This is a genomic window from Rhodoplanes roseus, from assembly GCF_003258865.1.
In the GTDB taxonomy this organism is placed as follows: domain Bacteria; phylum Pseudomonadota; class Alphaproteobacteria; order Rhizobiales; family Xanthobacteraceae; genus Rhodoplanes; species Rhodoplanes roseus.
Genome location: NZ_NPEX01000015.1, coordinates 22,559 through 46,533 on the forward strand (window position 1 = coordinate 22,559; position 23,975 = coordinate 46,533).

19 protein-coding genes are annotated in these 23,975 nt (G+C 70.3%); 10 read left to right on the plus strand and 9 right to left on the minus strand.

The features are described from left to right. Window positions 1-87: 87 nt before the first annotated feature. Window positions 88-213: a hypothetical protein gene (locus tag CH341_RS36190; RefSeq protein WP_281021780.1), complete on the minus strand. Its 126-nt coding sequence runs from the start codon at window positions 211-213 to the stop codon at window positions 88-90. Window positions 214-1,047: 834 nt separating this feature from the next. Continuing rightward, complete coding sequence (gene gatB / locus CH341_RS03895) at window positions 1,048-2,535, minus strand: Asp-tRNA(Asn)/Glu-tRNA(Gln) amidotransferase subunit GatB (protein WP_111417719.1); 1,488 nt, start codon at window positions 2,533-2,535, stop codon at window positions 1,048-1,050. Between the two features lie 234 nt (window positions 2,536-2,769). Between gatB and CH341_RS03900 the strand changes: the two genes are divergently transcribed. Further along, window positions 2,770-4,476 (plus strand): amidohydrolase, encoded by a 1,707-nt coding sequence (locus tag CH341_RS03900; RefSeq protein WP_170149457.1) that lies wholly within the window; start codon window positions 2,770-2,772, stop codon window positions 4,474-4,476. A 269-nt stretch (window positions 4,477-4,745) separates the two neighbouring features. Beyond that, complete coding sequence (locus CH341_RS03905) at window positions 4,746-5,297, plus strand: Uma2 family endonuclease (RefSeq protein ID WP_111417721.1); 552 nt, start codon at window positions 4,746-4,748, stop codon at window positions 5,295-5,297. 97 nt (window positions 5,298-5,394) lie between these two features. Here CH341_RS03905 and gatA read toward each other — a convergent pair whose 3' ends face one another. Next, window positions 5,395-6,870: an Asp-tRNA(Asn)/Glu-tRNA(Gln) amidotransferase subunit GatA gene (gatA, locus tag CH341_RS03910; protein ID WP_111417722.1), complete on the minus strand. Its 1,476-nt coding sequence runs from the start codon at window positions 6,868-6,870 to the stop codon at window positions 5,395-5,397. A gap of 5 nt (window positions 6,871-6,875) precedes the next feature. Beyond that, a complete protein-coding gene (gene gatC / locus CH341_RS03915) occupies window positions 6,876-7,163 on the minus strand; it encodes an Asp-tRNA(Asn)/Glu-tRNA(Gln) amidotransferase subunit GatC (RefSeq protein WP_111417723.1) in 288 nt (95 codons plus the stop codon). 343 nt (window positions 7,164-7,506) lie between these two features. Here gatC and CH341_RS03920 point away from each other — a divergent pair, with 343 nt between their 5' ends. Further along, a complete protein-coding gene (locus tag CH341_RS03920) occupies window positions 7,507-7,668 on the plus strand; it encodes a Thivi_2564 family membrane protein (RefSeq protein WP_111417724.1) in 162 nt (53 codons plus the stop codon). On the opposite strand, the gene CH341_RS03925 is transcribed toward CH341_RS03920, so the two are convergent. Then, window positions 7,650-7,835: a hypothetical protein gene (locus tag CH341_RS03925; protein WP_111417725.1), complete on the minus strand. Its 186-nt coding sequence runs from the start codon at window positions 7,833-7,835 to the stop codon at window positions 7,650-7,652. The two genes, CH341_RS03920 and CH341_RS03925, sit on opposite strands and share 19 nt — an antisense overlap. Window positions 7,836-7,947: 112 nt before the next feature. Between CH341_RS03925 and CH341_RS03930 the strand changes: the two genes are divergently transcribed. After that, on the plus strand, window positions 7,948-8,298 hold the full coding sequence (locus tag CH341_RS03930) for a DUF6665 family protein (RefSeq protein WP_245430867.1): 351 nt from the start codon (window positions 7,948-7,950) through the stop codon (window positions 8,296-8,298). Window positions 8,299-8,341: 43 nt separating this feature from the next. Here the strand turns inward: CH341_RS03930 and CH341_RS03935 are convergent, their stop codons facing one another. Both CH341_RS03935 and aspS read right to left on the minus strand, forming a co-directional pair. Beyond that, window positions 8,342-8,644 carry a glycine zipper domain-containing protein gene (locus CH341_RS03935; protein ID WP_111417736.1) on the minus strand — a complete coding sequence of 101 codons (303 nt, stop codon included), beginning with the start codon at window positions 8,642-8,644 and terminating at the stop codon, window positions 8,342-8,344. Window positions 8,645-8,983: 339 nt separating this feature from the next. Continuing rightward, window positions 8,984-10,783 (minus strand): aspartate--tRNA ligase, encoded by a 1,800-nt coding sequence (aspS, locus tag CH341_RS03940; protein ID WP_111417726.1) that lies wholly within the window; start codon window positions 10,781-10,783, stop codon window positions 8,984-8,986. A 302-nt stretch (window positions 10,784-11,085) separates the two neighbouring features. Here aspS and CH341_RS03945 point away from each other — a divergent pair, with 302 nt between their 5' ends. Next, the gene (locus CH341_RS03945; protein ID WP_111417727.1) at window positions 11,086-11,592 is read left to right on the plus strand and encodes a hypothetical protein; all 507 of its coding nucleotides are present in this window, start codon (window positions 11,086-11,088) and stop codon (window positions 11,590-11,592) included. Between the two features lie 74 nt (window positions 11,593-11,666). Next, window positions 11,667-13,301 (plus strand): thiamine pyrophosphate-dependent enzyme, encoded by a 1,635-nt coding sequence (locus CH341_RS03950; protein WP_111417728.1) that lies wholly within the window; start codon window positions 11,667-11,669, stop codon window positions 13,299-13,301. A gap of 42 nt (window positions 13,302-13,343) precedes the next feature. Here the strand turns inward: CH341_RS03950 and CH341_RS03955 are convergent, their stop codons facing one another. After that, window positions 13,344-16,109 carry a PAS domain S-box protein gene (locus CH341_RS03955; RefSeq protein ID WP_170149458.1) on the minus strand — a complete coding sequence of 922 codons (2,766 nt, stop codon included), beginning with the start codon at window positions 16,107-16,109 and terminating at the stop codon, window positions 13,344-13,346. 231 nt (window positions 16,110-16,340) lie between these two features. Between CH341_RS03955 and CH341_RS03960 the strand changes: the two genes are divergently transcribed. From CH341_RS03960 to CH341_RS03975, 4 genes are all read left to right on the plus strand, one after another. Next, the gene (locus CH341_RS03960; RefSeq protein WP_111417730.1) at window positions 16,341-16,739 is read left to right on the plus strand and encodes a response regulator; all 399 of its coding nucleotides are present in this window, start codon (window positions 16,341-16,343) and stop codon (window positions 16,737-16,739) included. A 147-nt stretch (window positions 16,740-16,886) separates the two neighbouring features. Next, window positions 16,887-19,181 carry a heavy metal translocating P-type ATPase gene (locus CH341_RS03965; RefSeq protein WP_111417731.1) on the plus strand — a complete coding sequence of 765 codons (2,295 nt, stop codon included), beginning with the start codon at window positions 16,887-16,889 and terminating at the stop codon, window positions 19,179-19,181. 280 nt (window positions 19,182-19,461) lie between these two features. After that, on the plus strand, window positions 19,462-20,610 hold the full coding sequence (gene rnd, locus CH341_RS03970; protein WP_111417737.1) for a ribonuclease D: 1,149 nt from the start codon (window positions 19,462-19,464) through the stop codon (window positions 20,608-20,610). Window positions 20,611-21,048: 438 nt separating this feature from the next. Next, window positions 21,049-22,551 carry a methyl-accepting chemotaxis protein gene (locus tag CH341_RS03975; RefSeq protein ID WP_111417732.1) on the plus strand — a complete coding sequence of 501 codons (1,503 nt, stop codon included), beginning with the start codon at window positions 21,049-21,051 and terminating at the stop codon, window positions 22,549-22,551. Between the two features lie 141 nt (window positions 22,552-22,692). On the opposite strand, the gene CH341_RS03980 is transcribed toward CH341_RS03975, so the two are convergent. Continuing rightward, a complete protein-coding gene (locus CH341_RS03980; RefSeq protein WP_111417733.1) occupies window positions 22,693-23,949 on the minus strand; it encodes a PepSY-associated TM helix domain-containing protein in 1,257 nt (418 codons plus the stop codon). Between the last annotated feature and the right edge of the window lie 26 nt (window positions 23,950-23,975).

Consider the following 23,975-nt stretch of genomic DNA (forward strand, 5'->3'; position numbering starts at 1 on the left):
GCGAAGGATCGAGTGTCGATCGCACCGCTGCCGCCGGCCTCCGACGAAGTCCACGGCTTCCTCGGAGCAGGAGCCCCGAGAGGCCGCTCACTTCTTCTTCGCGGCCGGCTTCTTCGCCGTCGTCGTCTTCTTCGCGGTCGTCTTCTTCGCGGCCGGCTTCGCAGCCGGCTTCTTCGCAGGGGCCTTCTTCGCAGTCGTAGCTTTCTTCGGCATGCTGCCCTCCTAGCCGTGGTGGGATGGCTATCAGAAACGTGCCCACGCGAATCGAGGGCACTGCATTTCGATTACTACAGCACAACGAAAAAATCAGCGACTCCGCTTCGCGCTGCAGGTCGTTCGAGACGATGTGCAAGCACTCGCGGCGAGGTCCGCCGACCGGCGCGACGACATGCGCGTCGGCTCGGCGCGACGATGGCGCGTCGGCAGACGCATCGCACACGCCTCGAAGATGTGCCCATAGAATAAGCCTTTCTCACACGTCCCGCGGGTCGTGCGTGGTCACCTGATCGCGCGTCCTCATGCTCCGCGAGACGCCGCGCCGCGGCGCGCTAACGCTTCATTCACGGCTCAAAAAAATTCTGCGGATTTCTTCCCGGCAGACGTCTCGCGCACCGCATCAGCGCTCGTCGTTCCACTCGAATCGAACAGACGCCGATTCGAGGAGGTGCGGGAACGCCCATCCCGCAGGGTCATCCGAGGCCTCGCCAGACGATCGAGAGACCCCGTCGTCGCCGTCGAGAGACCGGCGTGACGACCCGCGATCGCCGCACCGGCACGGCGATGCGATGGCGAGAGCAAGGCGAAGCGAGGGACGGACGGCGCGCCGCGCCGCCGCAGCGCGATCGCATCGACACGACCGCGACCAGGTCGGCGTGCGCCGACGTTGCCTGAAGAGAGCGAGAGAGAGGCGGGACCAGGAGACGGCGCGAAGCGGCGAGTCATCGCCCGATGCATCGCGCCGCCCATGCATCGTCGCCCGCTTCATCGCGTCGCATGCGCAGCCGCCGACGCACGCCGCTTGCACGGCGCCGCGTCGCGGCACGGCAGCTACTCGATGCCGAGCTTGGTCTTGAGCAACGCGTTGACGGCCTGCGGGTTCGCCTTGCCGCCGGACGCCTTCATCACCTGGCCGACGAACCACCCGATCATGGCCGGCTTCTCCTTCGCCTGCGCGGCCTTGTCCGGGTTCTCTGCGACGACCTTGTCGACCGCGGCCGCGATGGCGCCGGTGTCGGTGACCTGCTTCATGCCGCGGGCCTCGACGATCGCCCGGGGGTCGCCGCCCTCGCTCCACACGATCTCGAACAGGTCCTTGGCGATCTTTCCCGAGATGGTGCCGTCGGCGATCAGGTCCAGCACCGCGCCGAGCTGGTCGGCCGACACGGGCGACTGGGCGATCCCGTGGCCCTCCTTGTTGAGGCGACCGAACAGCTCGTTGATCACCCAGTTGGCGGCCGCCTTGGGATCGCGCGTCCGGCCGTCGGCGGCCCGGACCACGCTCTCGAAGAACGTGGCGCTGTCGCGCTCGCTCACCAGCACGTCGGCGTCGTAGGCCGACAGCCCGTAGTCCGCCATGAACCGCGCCTTCTTCTCGTCCGGCAGCTCGGGCAGCGCCGCCGCGAGCGCATCCACATAGGCCTGGTCGAACTCCAGCGGCAGCAGATCGGGATCGGGGAAGTACCGGTAGTCGTGCGCCTCCTCCTTGTTGCGCATCGACCGCGTCTCGCCGCGCGCCGGGTCGAACAGCCGGGTCTCCTGCTGGATCGTGCCGCCGTCCTCGATGATCTCGATCTGGCGGCGGGCCTCGACCTCGATGGCCTGGCCGATGAAGCGCAGCGAGTTGACGTTCTTGATCTCGCAACGGGTGCCGAGCGGCTCGCCCGGGCGGCGGACCGAGACGTTGACGTCGGCCCGCAGGCTGCCCTCCTCCATGTTGCCGTCGCAGGTGCCGAGATAGCGCATGATCGAGCGCAGCTTGGCGACGAAGGCCTTGGCCTGCTCGGACGAGCGGATATCGGGCCGCGAGACGATCTCCATGAGGGCGACGCCGGAGCGGTTGAGGTCGACGAACGACATGGTCGGGTGCTGGTCGTGCAACGACTTGCCGGCGTCCTGCTCGAGATGCAGGCGCTCGATGCCGACCCGGACGGTCTCGCCGTCCGGCATGTCGACGACCACCTCGCCCTCGCCGACCACGGGCGACTTGTACTGGCTGATCTGGTAGCCCTGCGGCAGGTCGGGATAGAAATAGTTCTTCCGGTCGAAGACCGATTTGAGGTTGATCTTCGCCTTCAGGCCGAGGCCGGTGCGGATCGCCTGCTTGACGCACTCCTCGTTGATCACCGGCAGCATGCCCGGCATCGCCGCGTCGACCAGCGAGACATGGGCGTTCGGCGCGCCCCCGAACGTCGCCGAGGCGCCGGAGAACAGCTTGGCCTTGGAGGTCACCTGGGCATGGACCTCCATGCCGACGATGACCTCGAAGTCGCCGGTCGCGCCCTTGATCAGCTTCGTCGTCTTCACCGGTGCGTTCATGATCGTCCGCCTGGTTCGTCTCGTGGTCGGCCGGTCGCGCCGGCCCGGCGGGCCGCAGCAGACCTGTCGCCCTTCGGTTACAGAGTGTCGGCGCGGCCTTCAAGGTGTCCGCGCCGCAGCGCGGCCGCAACGCTGCAGCCCCGGCATGACGCCGACGATTGTACCGCGTGCCGGCGCCCGCTATCCTCCCCGGCAAGTCGACGAGAAAAGTCGACGTCAGGGAGAGAGACCAGCATGCACCCCCGCCACGTCACCCGTGTGCTCGCCGTCGGCCTGTCGGCCGGCATCGCCGCCCTCGCCGGTCTGCCCGGCGGCGCCGCGGCTCAGACCGCCGCGCCCGGCCGCACCGCCGACATCGTCCTGGTCAACGGCAAGATCGTCACGGTCGACGACCGCTTCACGGTGGCGCCGGCGCTGGCGATCGCCGGCGAGCGCATCCTCAAGGTCGGCAGCGTCGCCGAGATCGAGGCGCTGAAGACGCCGCAGACCCGCGTCGTCGACCTCGGCGGCAAGACCGTGATCCCCGGCCTGATCGACAACCACGCCCACTACATGCGGGCGGCGGAGTATTGGGACCGCGAGGTGCGGCTCGACGGCGTGACGTCCCGCAAGGAGGCGCTCGCCATGATCGCCGCCAAGGCGAAGGCCTCCAAGCCGGGCGAGCTGGTGCTGTCGCTCGGCGGATGGTCGGAGGAGCAGTTCACCGATCAGCCCGGCGGCTTCACCAGGGCCGAGCTCGACGAGGCGGCGCCGAACAACCCGGTCGTCCTCCAGGTCATCTACTTCCGCATCTACGCCAACTCGGCCGCGCTGAAGGCGCTCGGCGTGACCGGCGAGACGCCCGACCCGCGCAACGGCAAGATCGAGAAGGACGCCGGCGGCCAGCCCACCGGCGTGCTCAACGGCGGCGGCGCCGTCGCCTGGACGCTGGCGCGGCTCGGCGAGGTCACCAAGGAGCGCAGCGTCGAGAACGCCCGCGCCCTGATGGCCGACCTCAACCGCATGGGGCTGACGGCCTACCAGGAGATGGGCGGCCGCGCCTTCAATGCCGGCCACATCGAGGCGTTCCGCACCGTATGGGAGCGCAAGCAGATGACGGTGCGCACCTTCTATAACCTGTGGCAGGAGCCGACCTCGCCGGCCGACGTGGACAAGGCCGTCGGCGTGATCGCCACGCTGAAGCCGTTCCAGGGCGACGACTGGCTCGACCAGACCGGCTACGGCGAGACCGTCTACTTCCCGCTGCACGACAATCTGCTGAACCGCGGCGCCTCGCCGACGCCGGAGAACATGGCGCAGTGGCGCCGCATCGCCCAGGCGGTCGCCGATCGCGGCATGCACCTCAACGTCCACGCCCAGCTCCGCGGCACCATCGAGGCGTTCCTGACCGAGATCGAGGTGATCAACGGCGTCAAGCCGATCAAGGGGCTGCGCTGGACCATGTCGCACGGCGACCAGCTCGAGCCGCAGGACATCGCCCGCATGAAGCGGCTCGGCATGTATGTCCAGCTCCACAGCCGGCCGACCGTCCAGGGCGCGCTGATGCTGGGCGTGCACGGCGACCGCACCTACGCGATGCCGCCGCTGCGCCTCGTCCAGGACAGCGGCCTCCCGTGGGGACTCGGTTCCGACGCCACTGCGGTGACGCCGGTGAACCCGTTCTACACGCTCCACTGGGCCGTGAAGGGCGAGATGGTCGGCGGCCGCAAGGTCCTGAAGGAGACGATCACGCGCGAGGAGGCGCTGATCGCCCACACCCGCTCCAACGCCGCCTTCCTGTTCCAGGACGGCAATCTAGGCTCGCTGGCGTCCGGCAAGTACGCCGACCTCGTCGTCCTCGACCGCGACTACCTCACGGTGCCGGAGAAGGAGATCAAGGACATCCGGCCCGTGATGACCATGGTGGGCGGCACGGTGGTGCACGAGGCCACGGCCAAATAGACTCCGGCCTGCCGACGGCCCGGGCCACGTCATAGAAGAGGCTCGGGCGATCCACTGCGTCGCCCCGGGGCGCGCGTAGCGCGAGCCCGGGACCCATACGCCCTGTCGATCGTGAATCATCGGCGCCGGGGTTATGGATCCCGGGCTCGCGAACCTACGGTTCGCGCCCCGGGATGACCGCGCGCGAATCCGAAGGCGGGCCGCTCTCCCTCGCCCCCCTCCTCCTCGCCCCGCGCGTCTTCTGGTAGACTGGCGGCCGAGAGGCATCCATGACCATCCGGACGCTACCCCCGCTGACACCGGACGAGTTCCTGCGCCACCCCGACCTGCAGGGCGAGCGCTGCGAGTTGAGCGAGGGCCGTGTCGTGATGATGACGGGCGCATCGAAGGCGCACCGCGAGATCGCGGGGCGGCTCTTCTTCCAACTGTTCGGTGCCCTGGACGAGCGCCGCTACCACGTCGCCATGGCCGAGCTCGCGGTCCGGGTCGGCGGCTCGGTCCGCTATCCGGACGTCGTCGTCGACCGGCAGAGCGACGACCCCAAGGGGCTGACGGCGGTCGGCCCGCTGCTGATCGCCGAGGTGCTCTCGCCGTCGACCATGATGGTCGACAGCGGGAAGAAGGTCGCGGAGTACACCAGCCTGCCGGGCCTCCTCTATTATCTGGTGCTGTCGCAGGACGAGCCGGTGGCGTGGCTGTACCGGCGCGACGAGGCCGGCGCATTTCCCGCGGAGCCGCTGCGGCTGCTCGGCCGCGAGGCCGAGATCATCCTGCTCGGCTTCGACCTGGCGATCCCGCTTTCGCAGATCTACCGCTCGTAGGGTCGGCGCGGCGCGGTCGCGCCGGGCCCACGCTGTTCACCCCACCGACGCCGGACGGCGCGGGCACGAACGTGCCCGCCCGACGGCGCCACGACGCTCACCACCACCGCTGTGGCGTGAACCGCCCGGCATCCTGCTCGATCACCGCGGCCAGCGAGAACAGCGTCTCCTCGTCGAACGGCCGGCCGATGAGCTGCAGGCCGAGCGGCAGGCCTTGCGCATCGAGGCCGCCCGGCACGGCGATGCCGGGAAGGCCCGCCATGTTCACCGTGACGGTGAAGATGTCGTTCAGATACATCTCGACCGGGTCGGCCGAGATCTTCTCGCCGATGCCGAAGGCGGCCGACGGCGTCGCCGGGGTCAGCATCGCGTGCACGCCGGCGGCGAAGCAGTCCTCGAAATCCTTCTTGATCAGCGTGCGGACCTGCTGGGCGCGCAGATAATAGGCGTCGTAGTAGCCGGCCGAGAGCACATAGGTGCCGATCATGATGCGGCGCCGCACCTCCGGGCCGAAGCCGGCCGCGCGAGTCTTCTCGTACATCTCGGTGATGTCGTTGCCCGGCACACGGACGCCGTAACGCACGCCGTCGTAGCGGGCGAGGTTCGACGAGGCCTCGGCCGGCGCCACGATGTAGTAGGCCGGCAGCGCGTACTTGGTGTGCGGCAGCGACACCTCGACGATCTCGGCCCCGGCGGCCTTCAGCCACTCGGCGCCCTTGCGCCACAGGGCCTCGATCTCGTCCGGCATGCCGGCGACCCGGTACTCCTTCGGGATGCCGATCTTCATGCCCTTCACAGAGCGGCCGACCGCGGCCTCGTAGTCCGGCACCGGCCGGTCGACGCAGGTCGTGTCCTTGGGATCGTAGCCGGCCATCGAGCGCAGCAGGACGGCGCTGTCCTTCACGGTGCGGGCGAACGGGCCCGCCTGGTCGAGCGACGAGGCGAAGGCGACGACGCCCCAGCGCGAGCAGCGCCCGTAGGTCGGCTTGACCCCGACGATGCCGGCGAAGGCGGCGGGCTGGCGGATCGAGCCGCCCGTGTCGGTGCCGGTGGCGCCGAGACAGAGACCGGCCGACACGGCGGACGCCGAGCCGCCCGACGAGCCGCCCGGCACGATCGGCGCCGTGTCGCCGGTGCGCCGCCACGGCGACACCGCGGGGCCGAAATGCGAGGTCTCGTTCGACGAGCCCATGGCGAACTCGTCGTTGTTGAGCTTGCCGAGCATCACGGCGCCGTCGCGCCACAGATGCGACGTCACGGTCGACTCGTAGACCGGGACGAAGTTCTCCAGGATCGCGGCGCACGCCGTGGTGCGCACGCCCTCGGTGGCGAACATGTCCTTGATGCCGAGCGGCAGGCCTTCGAGCGGCCCGCCCTCGCCCGCGGCGAGCTTGGCGTCGGAGGCCTTCGCCATGGCGAGCGCCTTGTCGGGCGTCTCCAGCACATAGGCGTTGAGGACGCGCGCCTGCGCGATGGCGTCGAGATGCGCCTGCGTCAGCTCGACGGAGGAGAGCTCGCGCTTGCGCAGCGCGTCGCGGGCTTGCGTGAGGGTGAGCGAGGTCGCTTCGGTCATGGCGCTCACTCGACCACCTTGGGCACGAGGAAGAAGTTGTCCTGGCTGGCCGGCGCGTTCCTGACCACCAGCTCCGGGATTTCGCCGTCGGTGACGACGTCCTCGCGCTTCTTCATCACCATGGGGGTCACCGAGGTCATCGGCTCGACCCCGGCGACGTCGACCTCCGAGAGCTGCTCGACGAAGGCCAGGATGGCATTGAGCTCGCCCTTCAGGTGCTCGACCTCGTCGTCCTCGACGGCAATGCGGGCGAGACGAGCGATGCGACGGACCGTCGCGGCATCGACCGACATGGAAGCTCCTCGGGAAGCCGGCGGGCGGCGACCCGGACGGGCCGCTCCCCCGGGCGGACCCGCGAACAGCCGCTGGCGAGCGGCCGGACGCGCGACGTGGCTATAGCAGACGGTATTTCGCCGCGGCAACCCGCGCCCGCGCGGGAGCGGCCTTTCCGGCACGGGCCGGCGCGGCTCCGCGGCCGGCAGTGTGGTGGGAACTTACCCGAAAAAACCCCGTTGTGCCTTCGTGCCGGCCGTTCGGGCCGGCGGACCGCGGACCGCCCGCGTCCGATCATTCACCCCTGGGACGTGCCGCGCCGCACGACTCCCTCAGCCCCCGTTCACGCGAGCCCGGTCATCCATGGGAATCCTGATCAGCATCCTCATCACGTTCCTGGTCGTCGTCCTGGTCCTCTATCTCATCGGCATGCTGCCGATCGACGGGAGGGCGAAGCAGATCGCCCGTATCGTGGTCATCATCATCGGCGTGCTGTCGCTTCTGCGCTATCTCGCCGTGTTCTGATCGCTCTCGCGATAGGACTTCAGCGTCTCCCGGTCGCGTTCCGCCCGGGCGGCGCTGTCGGTCCGGCGCTGGCGCCATCGCATCGTGCCCCAGATCAGCGCCACGGCGAGAACGAGCACGAAGCCCACATTCATGACGAGCCACAACCAACCGCCCTGATCGTCCATCCTGATCTCCTCGTGTCCGGGGTCTGCGTGCTAACGTCCCGCGGCGCGAGACGATCCATCGGGCACGGACGGCCGATGCCGCAGCCGTGCCGCGCAGCGATACGGACCCGGAATGCCGAAGATCCCGAAGGACTGGTCCGCCCTGCTGGCCGACGAGATGCTGGAGGAGAAGGCCTCGGCGCTGGGGCGGCTGGGACGCGGGCTCGAGCAGGCGCTGGCGGCGCTGCGGGCGCACGATGCCGCCGCCGCGACGCCGGAGGCGTCACGCGAGGCGCGGGCCGTCCTGGTCGATGCGGCCGCGCATGCCGTGTGGCTGCTGATGGTCCAGCGCGAGGCCTGCGGCCTGCGCGACACGCGCGCCCTGATGCGAGACTATGCCGTCCCGGCCGAGGTGCAGGGACGCGCCGGCGCCGTGCTGACGCCCCCGGTGCCGCCGCGCCGCAATCGCCGCGGGCCGCACTGACGGCCCGGGCGGAGCGTTTCCGGAAGCGACTCGGCGGAACGGATCAGTAGCAGTACTGGCGCTGGACGCGCTGATAGCCGCCCTGCACGGCCTGGTAGCAGCGGCCTTCGTACCAGTAGAAGCCGCCACGACGCTGCTCGGCCTGCGCCCCGATGATGGCGCCCGTGGCACCGCCGATGATGCCGCCTGCGACCGCGCCGCCGGCCCGGCCCGTCACCGCGCCGCCGATGATGGCGCCCGCGGCACCGCCGAGCAGACCACCGGTCAGCGCATCCTGCGCCGCCGCCGGCCCGGCCGGAGCCAGCGTGAGCGCGACGAGAGCGGCAGCACCGAGAGTCTTGATCATCGCCATTCCTCCAGACGAGTTCCCCGAACTCTCCTGCCTAAGCATCTTTGTGGCTTTTTTGGAATCGCCGGGCGAACGCGGGCGGGCGCTGCGGGCCTTCGCAGCGCATGACGAACCAAGCTCGAACCTCTCGATCTCGCACCTCGCCCGTGTCCCGGACACGGTGCATCGCGACGCGATGCATCGTGAGCCGGGACCCAGGGACGGTTCGGCAGGGCTTTTCCGCGGGCCCTGGGCCCCGGCTCTGCGGCGCATCAGGCCCAGGGCCTGCTGCGCCTTGTCCGGGGCACGTGGCCGGGGAGAGTCATCCATCAAGGCGCGACGAGCGGGCGCGCGCCCTCACCCCTTCTGCGGCAGGTTCAGCCGGATGTGCAGCTCGCGGAGCTGCTTCGGCGTCACCTCGGAGGGCGCGCCCATCAGCAGATCCTCGGCCCGCTGGTTCATCGGGAAGAGCACCACCTCGCGGAGGTTCTCCTCGCCGGCGAGCAGCATGACGATGCGGTCGACGCCCGGCGCGATGCCGCCGTGCGGCGGGGCGCCGAGCGACAGCGCCCGCAGCATGCCGCCGAACTTCTGCTCCAAGACCTCCTCGCCGTAGCCGGCGATGGCGAAAGCCTTCTTCATCACGTCCGGACGATGGTTCCGGATGGCGCCGGACGACAGCTCGATGCCGTTGCAGACGATGTCGTACTGGATCGCCTTCATGCCGAGGATCTTGTCGCTGTCGCCCGCCTCGAGCGCCAGGAACTCGTCGACGGGCATGTTCGGCATGGAGAACGGGTTGTGGGAGAAGTCGATCTTCTTCTCCTCCTCGTTCCACTCGTACATCGGGAAGTCGACGATCCAGCACAGGGCGAACTGGTCCTTGTCGACCAGGTTCAGGTCCTCGCCGACCTTGGTGCGCGCGAGGCCGGCGAACTTGGCGAAGTCCTTCGGCTTGCCGGCGACGAAGAACACGGCGTCGCCCACCCTCAGGCCGAGCTTGTCGCGGATCGCGGTGGCCCGCTCAGGCCCGATGTTCTTGGCGAGCGGACCGGCGCCGCCCTCCTCGTTCTCGCGCCAGAAGATGTAGCCCAGCCCCGGCTGGCCCTCGCCCTTGGCCCAGTCGTTCATGCGGTCGCAGAAGGCGCGATTCCCGCCGGTCGGCGCAGGGATCGCCCACACCTGCGCGGCCGGATCGCTCGCCAGGATGTTGGCGAACACCTTGAAGCCCGAGCCGCGGAAATGCTCGGCGACGTCGGCCATCTCGATCGGGTTGCGGAGATCCGGCTTGTCGGAGCCGTACTTGCGCATCGCGTCGGCGAAGCTGATCAGCGGGAACTTGGGCGTCACCCGCTTGCCGCCGCCGAACTCCTCGAACACGCCGCGCAGCACCGGCTCGACCGCGTCGAACACGTCCTGCTGGGTGACGAAGCTCATCTCGAGATCGAGCTGGTAGAACTCGCCGGGCGAGCGGTCGGCGCGGGCGTCCTCGTCGCGGAAGCAGGGCGCGATCTGGAAATAGCGATCGAAGCCCGACACCATGATGAGCTGCTTGAACTGCTGCGGCGCCTGCGGCAGCGCGTAGAACTTGCCGGGATGGATGCGCGACGGCACCAGGAAGTCGCGCGCGCCTTCGGGGCTCGACGCGGTCAGGATCGGCGTCTGGAACTCGAAGAAGCCCTGCTCCTTCATGCGCCGGCGCAACGAGTCGATGATCTGCCCGCGCAGCATGATGTTCTTGTGCAGGCGCTCGCGCCGCAGATCGAGGAAGCGGTAGCGCAGCCGGATGTCCTCCGGGTACTCCTGATCCCCGAACACCGGCATGGGCAGCTCGGCGGCGGGGCCGAGCACCTCGATCTCGCGGGCATAGACCTCGACCTGCCCGGTCGGCAGGTCGGGGTTCTCGGTGCCGGCCGGGCGGTTGCGCACCAGCCCGTCGACCCGGATCACCCACTCCGAACGCACCTTCTCGGCGACCGGAAAGGCGGCCGAATCGGGATCGATCACGACCTGAGTGAGGCCGTAATGGTCGCGTAGATCGATGAAGAGCACGCCGCCGTGGTCGCGAATGCGGTGGCACCAGCCCGACAGGCGGGCGGTGGCGCCGACGTCGCTCGCGCGGAGCGTGCCGCAGGTGTGAGTACGATAGCGATGCATGGCGGTCCATCGAAGCAGAGGGGCGGGCGCCCGGCGCCCTGCCCGGTGAATTCGGCCGCACAAGCGCATGGCGGCGTCGGGCTTGTCAAGACGCGGGCCCGGACCCGTTTCGACCCGTCCCGGCCCCGTTTCAACCACTTTTACGCGCGTCACACGGGCCTTTCGCGGCACGCCCGACTCACTGGCCCGGCTCGCAGGGACGGGCTACTACGAATTGGAAACCTGACCCCTCGTCATCGCCGGCGGACAGCGCCGCGCGACGGCGGGGACGACCCGCACGGGCCGACCCGGGACAGTGACGCATGCCGATTCGCCCGATGACGACGCCGTCCGGCCGGACGGTCGTCGCAACCGGTCTGCTTCTCGCCGCAGCGGCCGTCGCCCTGCTGGCCTGGGTGGCCGGAGGTCCGGCTGCGGCTCCTGTCCAGCCCTGGATCGGTGACGCAGCCGCCATCACGGCCGCCGTGCTGCTGCTCGCCGGCATCGCCGTGCTGGTCGACGGCCTGGGCGACATCGCCGCCACGGCGCCGCTCTGGCTGCGTGCGATCGCGCTCGCCACCGGGGTCGCCGTCTTCGCCTCCTTCGCGGTGCTGGTGAGCTGGCTCGCCTTCGGGCCCGGCCCGCGTGTGTTCGCCTCGATCGCCGCGTTGCTGCCGTCCGGCGACGGGCGCGAGCTCGCCGGCCGCTGCGTCGTCGGAACCGTGGCGCTGATCGGCTGGGCCCTGACCCTGCTGGTCACGGTTCTCGGCGCGATCCGGCTGGCGGTGCGCCCGAAGCCGCCGCTCCCGGCCGTTCAAGCGAAGGACTGATCGCGCCGCGACAGCGGACACCGGGTCGGCTATACGGCCGCCATCCCCCGAACGCGCAATTTCGAGGCGACCAGATGGACCCGACCACCACGGCCGACGCGGCCGTCGCGGCGCTGCTGGCACACGGGCTCGACACGCTCTACGCCGTGCCGGGCGTGCACAACGATCCGTTGTTCGACGCGCTCTACCGCAACGCCGACCGCATCCGCACGATTCACGCCCGCCACGAGCAGGCCGCCGCCTACATGGCGCTCGGCGCCGCGCTCGCCACCGGGCGGCCGCAGAGCTTCGCCGTGGTGCCCGGCCCCGGCCTGCTCAACGCGAGCGCGGCCCTGCTCACCGCCTATTCGATGAACGCGCCCGTGCTCGGCCTGATCGGCCAGATCCCCGACGCCGAGATCGGATTCTCGCGTGGGCACCTTCACGAGATCCGCGACCAGGCCGGCATCATCGAGCGGCTGGTCGATTTTTCCGCCCGCATCCGGCGGCCCGAGGAGGCGGCGCCGCTGATCGCCGAGGCCATGCGGGCGATGCGCCGCGGCCGCCCCGGCCCCGCCGTGCTCGAATGCGGCATGGACGTGTGGGGCCGCAGCGCGGCGCTGCCGTCCGTGCCGGCGCCGGAGCCCCTCCCCGCGCCCGAGATCGACGAGGACGCCGCGCGGGCCGCCGCACGGCTGCTCGGTGGCGCCAAGCGCCCGGTGATCTTCGTCGGCGGCGGGGCTCCCGACGCGGCCGACGAGGTCGCGGCGCTCTCCGCCCTGCTGCAGGCGCCGGTCGCCTCGGGATTTCGCCGCGGCCGCGGCATTCTCACGAGCCGCGATCCGCTCAGCGTCACCCATCCGCTCGCCCACGACCTGTGGGCCGAGGCCGACGTGGTGCTGGCGGTCGGCACCCGGCTGTTCTTTCAGTGCCGCGACTGGGGTGTCGACGACGACCTGAAGATCATCCACGTCAATGCCGATCCCGACGAGCCGTCGCGCCACACGACACCGGCCGTCGCCCTGGTCGGCGACGCCGCGCCGATCCTGCGCCGGCTGATCGACCTCGTGCCGGCGCAGAACCGTGCGCGGCCGTCGCGCCGCGCCGAGATGGAGCAGCGACAGGCGACGCTACGTGAAAAGCTCGCGGTGCTGCAGCCGCAACTCGCCTTCCTGGAGGCGATCCGTGCCGCGCTTCCGGACGACGGCATCTTCGTCGACGAGGTGACCCAGATCGGGTTCGCGGCGCGCCTCGCGATGCCGGTCTACGCACCGCGCACGTTTCTCTCGCCCGGCTACCAGGACAATCTCGGCTGGGGCTTCGCCACCGCGCTCGGCGTCCAGGACGCGCGCCGCGACGTGCCGGTGCTGTCGATCAACGGCGACGGCGGCTTCATGTACACGGCGAACGAGATCGCCACCGCGGTGCGTCACCGGATCCCGCTGGTGGCCGTGGTGTTCGCCGACGGCGCCTTCGGCAATGTCCGGCGCATCCAGGAGGAGAGCTACGGCAACCGGTTGATCGCCTGCGACCTCGCCAATCCGGACTTCGTGAAGTTCGCCGAGAGCTTTGGCGCCGCCGCCGAGCGGGCCCACACCCCCGAACAGCTCGGGGCCGCGTTGAAACGCGGCTTTGCACGACGCGACGGGCCGACCGTGATCGAGGTGCCGGTGGGGCCGATGCCGTCGCCCTGGCCGTTCGTCTTCCTGCCGAAGGTGCGGGGCCGCTAGGCGGACCGAGAGCCCGGCGCCCTCGCGCCGGAGCTGCGCATCCTACTCGCCGTCCGGCGCCGTCTCCGGCGTGGCGCGCCGGCGGCGCTTGCGCGTCCCGGGGCCGAGGGCGGCCGGTCCGGCCAGGGCTTCGCGCACCTTCCGGGCGAGGTCGGCCTTGCGGTACGGCTTGTTCAGGAGCGTCACGTCGGGATCGAGACGCCCGTGGTGGACGATGGCGTCCTCGGCGTAGCCGGACGTGTAGAGCACCTTGGTGGACGGACGCAGGCGCAGGACCTCGGCGGCGAGCTCGCGGCCGTTCATGCCGCCCGGCATGATGACGTCGGTGAACAGCAGATCGAACGCCGTACCACGGTCGAGCAGCGCCAGCGCCTCGGGCCCGCTGCTCGCCGCATACGCCGTGTAGCCGAGATCCTCCAGCAGCGTGATCACGTTCCGCCGCACCAGGTCGTCGTCCTCGACCACCAGGATGGTCTCGTCGCCGCCCGTCATGGCGTCGATCGCCGGGCCCTCGTCCTCGGTCTCCTCGGCCTCGACGATGCGGGGCAGATAGAGCTTGATCGAGGTCCCCTGCCCCTCCTCGCTGTAGAGCTTCACGTGTCCGCCCGACTGGCGGATGAAGCCGTACACCATGCTCAGGCCGAGGCCGGTGCCGCGCCCGACGTCCTTGGTGGTGAAGAACGGCTCGAACACCTTGTCGCGAATCCCGGCCGGGATGCCGGCGCCGTTGTCGCTGACCGCGATCATCACGTAATCGCCGGCCTTGGAGTCCGGATTGGTGTCGGCATAGGTCTCGTCGAGCGTGACGTTGGCGGTCTCGATGATCAGCTTGCCGCCTCCCGGCATCGCGTCGCGCGCGTTGACGGCGAGGTTGATGACCGCGGTGGAGAGCTGCGAGGCGTCGACCATGGCGGGCCACACCCCGTCGGCCAGCACGGCGGCGAGCTCGATGTGCTCGCCGAGCGTCGGCCGCAGCAGGCGCGCCGTGTCGGTCATCAGCCCGTTGATGTCGGTCGGGCGCGGATCGAGCGGCTGCCGGCGCGCGAAGGCGAGGAGCTGACGGGTGAGGTCGGCGCCGCGGCGGGCCGCCTGGTCGATGATGCGGGCGATGGTGGCGAGATGCGGCCGGTCGGCGACCCCCTTGGCGAGGATCTCGATCGTGCAGGTGATGGCGGTCAGGATGTTGTTGAAGTCGTGCGCGACGCCGCCGGTGAGCTGGCCGATCGCGTCCATCTTCTGGCCCTGGCGGAGCTGCCGCTCGATGTGCTTCGACTTGCTGAGGTCGTGATAGAGCAGCACGGCGCCGCGCACCACGCCTTCGCCGTCGTAGATCGGCCGGGCGGTGAGCGAGAGGGCGAGGTCGCGCCCGGTCGCCACCTCGCGCAGCACCAGCTCGCTCGCGTCGATCGGCTCGCCGCGCAGGACACGCCGCAGCGGCCGGTCCTCGGACGCGACCGGAGTCGTGCCGTCCGCCGACAGCACGGCGTAGGACTGCTCCCACTCGTCGAGCGACTGGGTGCCGTCGATGCCGAGCAGCGTCTTGCAGGCCGGGTTGACGTGCAGGAAGTTGCGGTTCTCGTCGGTGACCAGGAAGGCGTCCGGGATGCTGGCGATGGTCTTGTCCAGCAGCTCGGCGCTGCGCTGCGCCGCGACCGTCTTCTCGAACAGCTCGGAGACGTCGCGATAGACCACGACGGCCGCCTCGTGCCGCCCCGCCTCGTTGCGGATCGAGCGGCCGCTGGCCACGATGTGGAGATCGCTCTCGCCCGTGTGGCGGCGGCAGATGATCTCGATATCGTCGAAGCTCTGGCCGCGTTTCGCCAGGCCGATCGGCGTCTCGTCGGGCGGACACGGGGTGACGCCGTCCGGCCGGAACCGCTCGTAGAGGAGCTGCCACTCGGGCGAGCCGATGTCGTCGCGGTCGCCGAACATGGCGCGACACGCCGCATTGGCGAACAGCGTGCGTCCCTCGGCATCGATCATCAGGAGGGCTTCGGCCATGGTGTCGATCATGGTCCGCAGGAGGTCGCCGTAGCGGCGGGCCTCGGCCTCGCTGTCCTTGCGGGCGCGCTCGGCGAGCTGCCGGTCGGTGATGTCGAGCGCGGTCGCGATGCGGTAGCGCACGCTGCCGTCGCGGTTGCGGACACTGGTGATGTCGAGCTGGACCGGGAAGGTCGAGCCGTCGCGGCGGACGAACACCGAGTCGTAGATCACCCGGCCGTTGCGATCGCCCTCGGCGATCAGCGCGGCGACGCGGGCCCGCTCCTCCTCCGGATAGTCGTCCAGCACGTGGGCGCCGCACACCTCCGCGACCGTGCGGCCGCACATCGCGGCGCGGGCCGGGTTGGCGAAGGCGATCCGGTTGGTGGTGGCGTCCGTCACCGTGATGCCGAAGGCGGCGTTCTCGAACGTGTCGGCCCAGCGCCGCAGCTCGGTGTCGCGGGTGACGTGCTCGGTGGTGTCTTCGGCGAACAGGACGATCCCGCCGATCTCGCCGGACGGGCCGAACCACGGCCGGATCTCCCAGCGGATCCACAGCGAGGTACCGTCCGGTCCGGTGAAGCGGTCCGCATCGCAGCGCTCGCTCGCCCCCGCGAGGCAGCGCGCATGCACCTCGCGCCAGCGCGGCGGAATCTCCGGGAAAACCTCGTAATGGCTGCGGCCGACCAGGATCTGGCCGGTCACGCCGCGGTCCTGCTGGTAGCGCCGGCTCGCGGCCAGATAGCGCATCTCGCGATCGAACATGGCGATGCCGACCGGAGCCGCCTCGATGCACAGCCGCAGGAGCTCGTCACGAGCGTGCGACATGTCGGCGGCCGCCGACGTGCCGACCTCGACGGGGGCCGCCGAATCCGCGGGCGGCGCTGCGAAATGTGAGCCGAGCGAGTTCATTACCATTGCTTATCGCGGAGGAGCGGATTTGCGCGACCCTGTCGGATCGAGTTTGGATGTCATTTTTGCGCACTGTATACACCGAACCGTGTATGACGAAACCGGCACCCGCCGCACGACCGGTATGATCGTAATAAAGTCACACCGATGGCGCGCATTCTCATCATCGACGACGACGAGCTCATCCGGGTCTCGCTGGGTCTCCTGCTGGAGAGCGCGGGACACACCATCGTGACGGCCGCGACCGGGCGGGCCGCCCTGGCCAGCCTCGCCGCCACCGAGGTCGACCTCGTCGTCTGTGACGTGTTCATGCCCGACATGGACGGTTTCGAGACCCTCCGGGCCCTCAAGCAGCGTGCCCCCGCTTTGCCGGTCGTCGTGATCTCCGGCGACCGGGCGCCGCGGCCCGACCAGCCGTCGCCCGACTTTCTCAAGATGGCCGTCGATCTCGGCGCGACGGCGGGATTGCGCAAGCCCTTCGAGCCCAAGGCCGTGAAGGCCTTGGTCGCGCGCTGCCTGGAAGACGCGAAGCGCACCGGCGGCTGAGCCGGACCACGGGCGCGACGCTCCGTCGAGCGGCCGTCGCGAATGCCTCGCAGTCGCGGTCCGAGCCCGGAAAACACCGCACTTCCAAAGACTTCCGGGCAATGCTAGCGGATGCGGAAACAATCGTTCCGAGCCGTCGAGGATCTCATGCGCGCGCTGCTGACGAGGTATGGACTGGTCTCCACCGCGGTGGCGGGCCTCACGGTCGGCCTCGCCGCCTGGGCCGTCGGTGCGCCGGGTTTCGCCCACTGGGCGTGGGCGGCCGGCACCGTTCCGGTGGTGATCGCGCTCGCGATCTCGATCGTGCAGGCGCTGCTGGCCGGCCGGATGGGGGTCGACGCCGTCGCTTTCGTGTCGATGACGGCCGCGCTCGTCTTCGGCGAGCCGCTCGCCGGCGTCGTGGTGGCGATCATGTACACGGGCGGCAACGTGCTGGAGGACATCGCGGTGGCGCGGGCCGAGCGCGATCTTCGCGCGCTGGTCGACCGCGCTCCGCGGCTCGCCCATCGCCTCAGCGGCGACACCGTCGCCGACGTGCCGATCGAGGACGTGGCGATGGGCGACGTCCTCGTCGTGCGGGCCGGCGAGGTCGTGCCGGTGGACGGCACCGTCGCGAGCGCCGGCGCGATGCTCGACGAGGCCGCCCTCACCGGCGAGGCCCTGCCGGTCACCCGGCGGACCGGCGAGGAGGTCCGCAGCGGTACCGTGAATGTCGGCGAGACGTTCGAAATGCGGGCACGCGCCACCGCCGGCGAGAGCACCTATGCCGGCATCGTCCGCATGGTCACGGCCGCCCAGACCGCCAAGGCGCCGTTCATCCGCATCGCCGACCGCTACGCGCTGCTGCTGCTGCCGGCGACCCTGGTGCTGGCCGGGCTCGCCTGGGCGCTGTCGGGCGATCCGATCCGGGCGCTGGCCGTGCTGGTCGCCTCGACCCCCTGCCCGCTGATCCTCGCCGCCCCGGTCGCCTTCATCGCCGGCGTGTCGCAGGCGGCGCGCCACGGCATCCTGGTGAAGGGCGGCGGCGCCCTGGAGACGCTGGCGGCGAGCCGCACCGTGATGTTCGACAAGACCGGCACGCTGACGGTCGGCGGCGCCCGCCTGGTCGCGATCGAGACCGCGCCGGGCGAGAGCGCGGACGAGATCCTGCGCCTCGCCGCCTCGCTGGAGCAGGCTTCCCACCACGTCGTGGCGAGCGCGATCGTCGGTGCGGCCGCTGCCCGAAACCTCGCCCTGACGATGCCGACCGAGGTGCGCGAGAATCTCGGCTCCGGGCTCGACGGGCGGGTCGGCGGCCACAGCGTCTGCGTCGGCTCGCAATCCATGGGCTTCGGCGCCGCGCGGCTGCCCGACTGGGCGGCGCGGGCGCTGCGCCGCGCCTCCTGGCGCTCGGCACTGGCCGTGTTCGTCGTGGTGGATGGACGCCCGGCCGGCGCGCTCCTGCTCGCCGACGAGCTGCGCAAGGAGACGCCGCGCGCCATCCAGATGCTGCGCTCCGCCGGCATCTCCCGCATCATGATGGTCACGGGCGACCGGGCCGACGCGGCCGAGACCATCGGCGCCGCGCTCGATCTCGACGCCGTGCTGGCGGACCGCTCGCCGTCCGACAAGGTCGACGCGGTGGCGACCGAGCAGCGGCTCGCCCCGACCCTGATGGTCGGCGACGGCATCAACGACGCGCCGGCGCTCGCCGCCGCGGGCGTCGGCATCGCCATGGGGGCGCGCGGCGCCAGCGCGTCCTCGCAGGCGGCCGACGTGGTGATCCTGGTCGACCGGCTCGACCGCGTCTCGCAGGCGGTGGCGGTGGCCCGCCGGGCCCGCGGCATCGCGGTGCAGAGCATCGTGGTCGGCATGGCGCTCTCCGCCGTGGCGATGCTGGCGGCGGCTTTCGGCTATCTCACGCCGGTCGCCGGCGCGCTCACCCAGGAGGCGGTCGACGTCGCCGTCATCCTCAACGCGCTGCGCGCCCTCGGCCCCGGCCGCGGCGCGGCCGGCCGGCGGTTCCAGGCGATGTCGTCGACGGCGGCGCGGGACCTGCGCGAGGATCACGCGCAGCTCGAGCGTAGCCTGGACGGGCTGCGCGCGATCGCCGATGCGCTCGACGACGCGAGCCCGGAGGACGCCGTCCGCCTCGTCGCCGCGGCCCACCGGCTGGTGACCGAGGAGGTGGTGGAGCACGAGCGGGACGACGAGACCGAGGTCTATCCACGCCTGACGCGCTACCTCGCCGACAATCACGGCCTCTCGGCGATGAGCCGGGCGCACCGCGAGATCCAGCACCTGGCCCGGCTGCTCGGGCGGCTCGCCGACGGGCTCAAGGCCGAGGACGTCGACCGCTATTTGGTGCGCGACGCCCAGCGGGTGATCGAATCGATCGAGGCTTTGGTGCGCATCCACAATGCCCAGGAGGAGGACATCTACGAGCACGCCGTGGCGGCTTGAGGCCTCCCGCGGGGGCAGGCAAACCGGGCGAACCCCGCCGAAGTTACCGCCACAGGGCGAAATGCCTTGATTTTCCGGGTACTGGTTCCAGCATAGCTCGACCTCGCGGCTGTGCCGCGCTAAGATTCGTGGCGATGATCAATCTCATGACTACAGTGTTTGCTTATGCATTCGGCGGGCCCGTCCCGTCCCTCTCGCGCCACCCCGTTCGATGCTGACCGAGGATCCGTTGCGTACGCGAACCGCCCGCGCATCCGGCGACCCCGCCGAGTTCCCGGCCATCGAGCCGATCACCACCACGGAGGCGCTGGCCGCCGTCTGCGAGCGGATGGCCGCCCATCCCTTCGTCACGGTGGACACCGAGTTCCTGCGCGAGTCGACCTACTACCCGCTCCTGTGCGTCGCCCAGATGGCGAGCCCGGACGAGGCCGTGGTGGTCGACACGCTGGCCGAGGGCATCGACCTCGCGCCGTTCTACGCCCTGATGGCGAACCAGAACGTCCTCAAGGTCTTCCACGCCGCGCGCCAGGACATCGAGATCGTCTGGCACCAGGCCTCGCTGATCCCGGCGCCGATCTTCGACACCCAGGTCGCCGCCATGGTCCTGGGCTACGGCGACGCCATCTCCTACGACCAGCTGGTGCAGCGCATCACCGGCGACAATCTCGACAAGTCGCACCGCTTCACCGACTGGTCGCGCCGGCCCCTCACGCCGGCCCAGATGTTCTACGCGGTGTCCGACGTCACCCATCTGCGCGACGCCTATCTGGCGCTGTCGGCCGACCTGGCGAGGCGCGGCCGCACCAACTGGGTCGACGAGGAGATGGAGATCCTCACCTCCCCCTCGACCTACCGGTCCGACCCGGAGACCGCCTGGGAGCGGCTGAAGAGCCGGGTGCGCAAGCCGAAGGAGCTCGCAGTCCTGATCGAGGTGGCGGCGTGGCGGGAGCGCGAGGCGCAGTCGCGCGACGTTCCGCGCGGCCGTGTCCTGAAGGACGACGTCATCGGCGAGATCGCCCTGCAGGGGCCGACCACGCCGGAGCGGCTCGCCGGGCTGCGCTCGCTGCCCAAGGGCTTCGAGCGCTCGCGCTGGGGCCAGGACATCCTCGAGGCGATCAAGGCCGGCCTCGCCCGCGACCCCAAGACCCTGCCGCCGATCGAGCGCCACCGGCCGATGGCGAACGGCAGCGCCACGGTCGAGCTCCTGAAGGTCTTGCTGCGGATGACGGCGGAGCGCCACGGCGTCGCCGCCAAGGTGATCGCCACGGTCGACGACCTCGAGCACATCGCGGCCGACGACGAAGCCGACGTGCGGGCGCTGAAGGGCTGGCGCCGCGAGCTGTTCGGCGAGAAGGCGCTCGCCCTCAAGCACGGCCAGCTGTCGCTCGCCGTCGAGCGCGGCCGGGTGATCGCGGTCGAGCGGAGCTGACCGGCCGGCAAGACCGAGCGACCCGATCGGGTCGCGTCCCGACGCCGCTGCCGGGTATCCGGCATCGCCCATCTCTGAATGTCCGGCGATCGAGCTCCCCTCGAGATCGCGCCGGCCGCGCGTCACCGGGACCGGCCGTCCCGGCCCACTGTGTCGTGACCGCCTGCTCGTGACCCGGTGACGCCGCAACGGACTCTGCCGGCGCCACCGCGGTCGCGTCTATAAGGCGTCCGGAAACGCCGTGCCCTCGAGTATTGGACTAGCCCGATTTAGCTATCTGGCAACAGATCCAATCTGTTAATCATCGACATCATCAGCTCGAAAACAGCCCGATGCTGGGATTTTGCTGCATCGCGATTTGTTCAATTTTAGCAAGTTTGATTGATCTTGCGCCGGCGAACAATTTTCAACAAATCCCGCAATTCGTCGGAGCTTCTAATGCGCGGTTTTCTGCCCACCGGTTCCTCGTCCGCGACCCTGGCTGCGCTCGACCGTTCACAAGCCATGATCGAGTTCAAGCTGGACGGGACGATCATCACGGCGAACAAGAATTTCCTCGATGCGCTCGGCTACACGCTGGCCGAGATCCAGGGCAAGCATCACCGGATGTTCGTCGAGCCCGACTACGGCAACAGCCCGGCCTATCGGGAGTTCTGGGCGAAGCTGAACCGCGGCGAGTTCGAGGCCGCGCAGTTCAAGCGCATCGGCAAGGGCGGCAAGGAGGTCTGGATCGAGGCCTCCTACAATTCGGTGCTCAACGCGCGCGGAAAGCCGTTCAAGGTGGTCAAGATCGCCACCGACGTGACCGAGACCAAGATGGAATACGCCGACCTGCTGGGCAAGGTGAACGCCATCGCACGCTCCCAGGCCGTCATCGAGTTCGGCCTCGACGGCACCGTAATCACGGCCAACGAGAACTTCCTCGCCGTGCTCGGCTACACGCTGGCGGAGATCCAGGGCAAGCACCACGGCATGTTCGTCGACCCCGCCGAACGCGCGAGCACCGAGTACAAGCGGTTCTGGGAAGCGCTCAATCGCGGCGAGTTCCAGGCCCGCCAATACAAGCGCCTCGGCAAGGGCGGCAAGGAGGTCTGGATCGAGGCCTCCTACAATCCGATCTTCGACATGAACGGCCGCGTCTACAAGGTCGTGAAGTTCGCCACCGACCTGTCCAAGCGCAAGGCCGAGAACGCCGCGCTCGCCGACAGCTTCGAGTCCTCCGTGAAGGCGCTGGTCGGCACCGTCGCGTCCTCCGCCGACGACATGCAGCAGACCGCGCAGTCGCTCGCCGCGGCGGCCGAACAGACCACCAACCAGTCGACCACCATGGCGGTCGCCTCCGAGGAGCTGAGCTGCTCGGTCGGCGAGATCTCGCGCCAGCTGTCCGAGGCGACCCGCGTCATCGACGTCGCGGTGGTCGAGGCGAAGCGGTCCGACCAGCTGGTGAACCAGCTCGTGCAAGCCGCCGACAAGGTCGGCGAGGTGACCAAGATGATCGCCCAGATCGCGGCGCAGACGAACCTGCTGGCGCTCAACGCGACCATCGAGGCGGCGCGCGCCGGCGAAGCCGGCAAGGGCTTCAGCGTGGTCGCCTCCGAGGTGAAGACGCTGGCCAGCCAGACCGGCAAGGCGACCGAGGAGATCGAGCAGCAGATCCGCGGCATCCAGGACTCGAGCAAGACCACGGCCGCGACCATCCAGGAGTTCGCCCGCGTCATCGCGCGCGTCAGCGAGGTCAACACGTCCATCTCGGGCGCCGTGGAGGAGCAGTCCGCCGCGACCCGCGAGGTGGCCGCCAATATCGGCGGCGTCAAGGAGGCGGCGGCGGAGACCGGTCGCTCCTCGAACCACGTGCTCGGCGGCTCACAGGTGCTGCAGGAGCGCGCTGGCGAGCTGCGCCAGCGCGTCGACGAGTTCCTGGTGCGCGTCCGCGCCATGTAGGCGCGACGCCGCCGGTCACACGGCGATCCAGGTCGGCGCGTCGGCGCGCGGGCGCCCGGCCGCGAGGGCTCGACGACGGCCCTGATCCGGGCGCCGCAGCTCGCCCCGACAGGCGTTTGGGCTGATCCCCGGCTGGACGCCCTACTCCGCCGCCACGGTCGTCATCACGGCTCTCGGCCGGCGGGCGCGGCGGCGCTTGGCGGCCCACAGCACCACGCCCGTGACGGTGAGCATCGCCGTCACGATCCCGGCGATGCAGACGACGATGCGGCCGGCGAGGCCGGCGATGCGGCCGGTGTGCAGCGGATGCTGCAGATCCAGAAACACGTCACCGGCCGAGCCGTCGCCCGGCACCTCGGCGCGCAGCAGCGTGCCGTCCTGGTCGTCGAAGAACAGGTGCGGATGGCCGATCCCGTCGTCGTGGCCGGGTCCGGGGGCGGCGACGCTCACGAAGTACACGCCGTAGGGCCGGAGATAGGTCGCATCGAGCGGCTGCATGGTCCAGCCGCGCTCGGCGATCGCGCGTCGCGCCGCCGCGAAGGCCCCCTCGAAGCCGAGCTTCGGCTCCGCCGGCGGCCGCCGCAGCCGCGGCGCGCCCTGCTCGCGCGCACTCGGCGTCAGGGTGGAGAATGCCGAGACGAGCGGCCGCGCCGCCTCGACGTTGAGGTTGATGGCGGCCCCGGTGAAGGCGAGGATCAGCAGCAAGGCCCACAGCCATAGGCCGCCGGCGCGATGGAGGTCGAGGTTGAGCCGGTACGGGCTGGCGCCGCGCTTGATCCGCCAGGCCGTCCGCCAGTGCGCCAGGAACGGTCGCGCCCGCGGAAACGTCAGGACGATCGCCACGAAGCCGTCGAGGAACCACAGGATCGCCACGCCGCCCAGCAGCCAGATGCCCCAGCGGGCCGGCGTCATGAGCGAGAAGTGGAGCTGATACAGCATCGGCATCAGATGCGGCCGGTCGATCCGGAACGCACCGAACAGCCGGCGGCCCAGCACGGCGCCCGTCACCGGATCGACGAAGACCTCGTTGTGGTCGATCGCGAACGGACGCCGCGTCGCCGGGTCGATCCTCGGCTGCACGCCGACCTCCAGCGCCTCGCCGGGCTCGTGCGGCAGCGGCACGCGGAACACGCGCACCTGCGGATCGGCCGCCTCGACCTTGGCGACGATCTCGGACGGCGACAGCGGCGTGCCGGACGCCGTCGCCTCGAACAGATCCGGATTGAGCCAGGCGTCCAGCTCCTCGCGGAACGCGATGGCGCTCCCGGTGAGCGCCGCCACCACCAGGAACGGCGCGATGGCGAGCCCCACCCAGCGATGCACCCGCACCAGCCAAGGCCGCAGCCGCGTGCCGCGCGTCGCCGCCGCGCCGGCCGGCGTGTGGAGAGCCTTCGTCATTCCGGGGCGCGCGCTCCTGCGCGCGG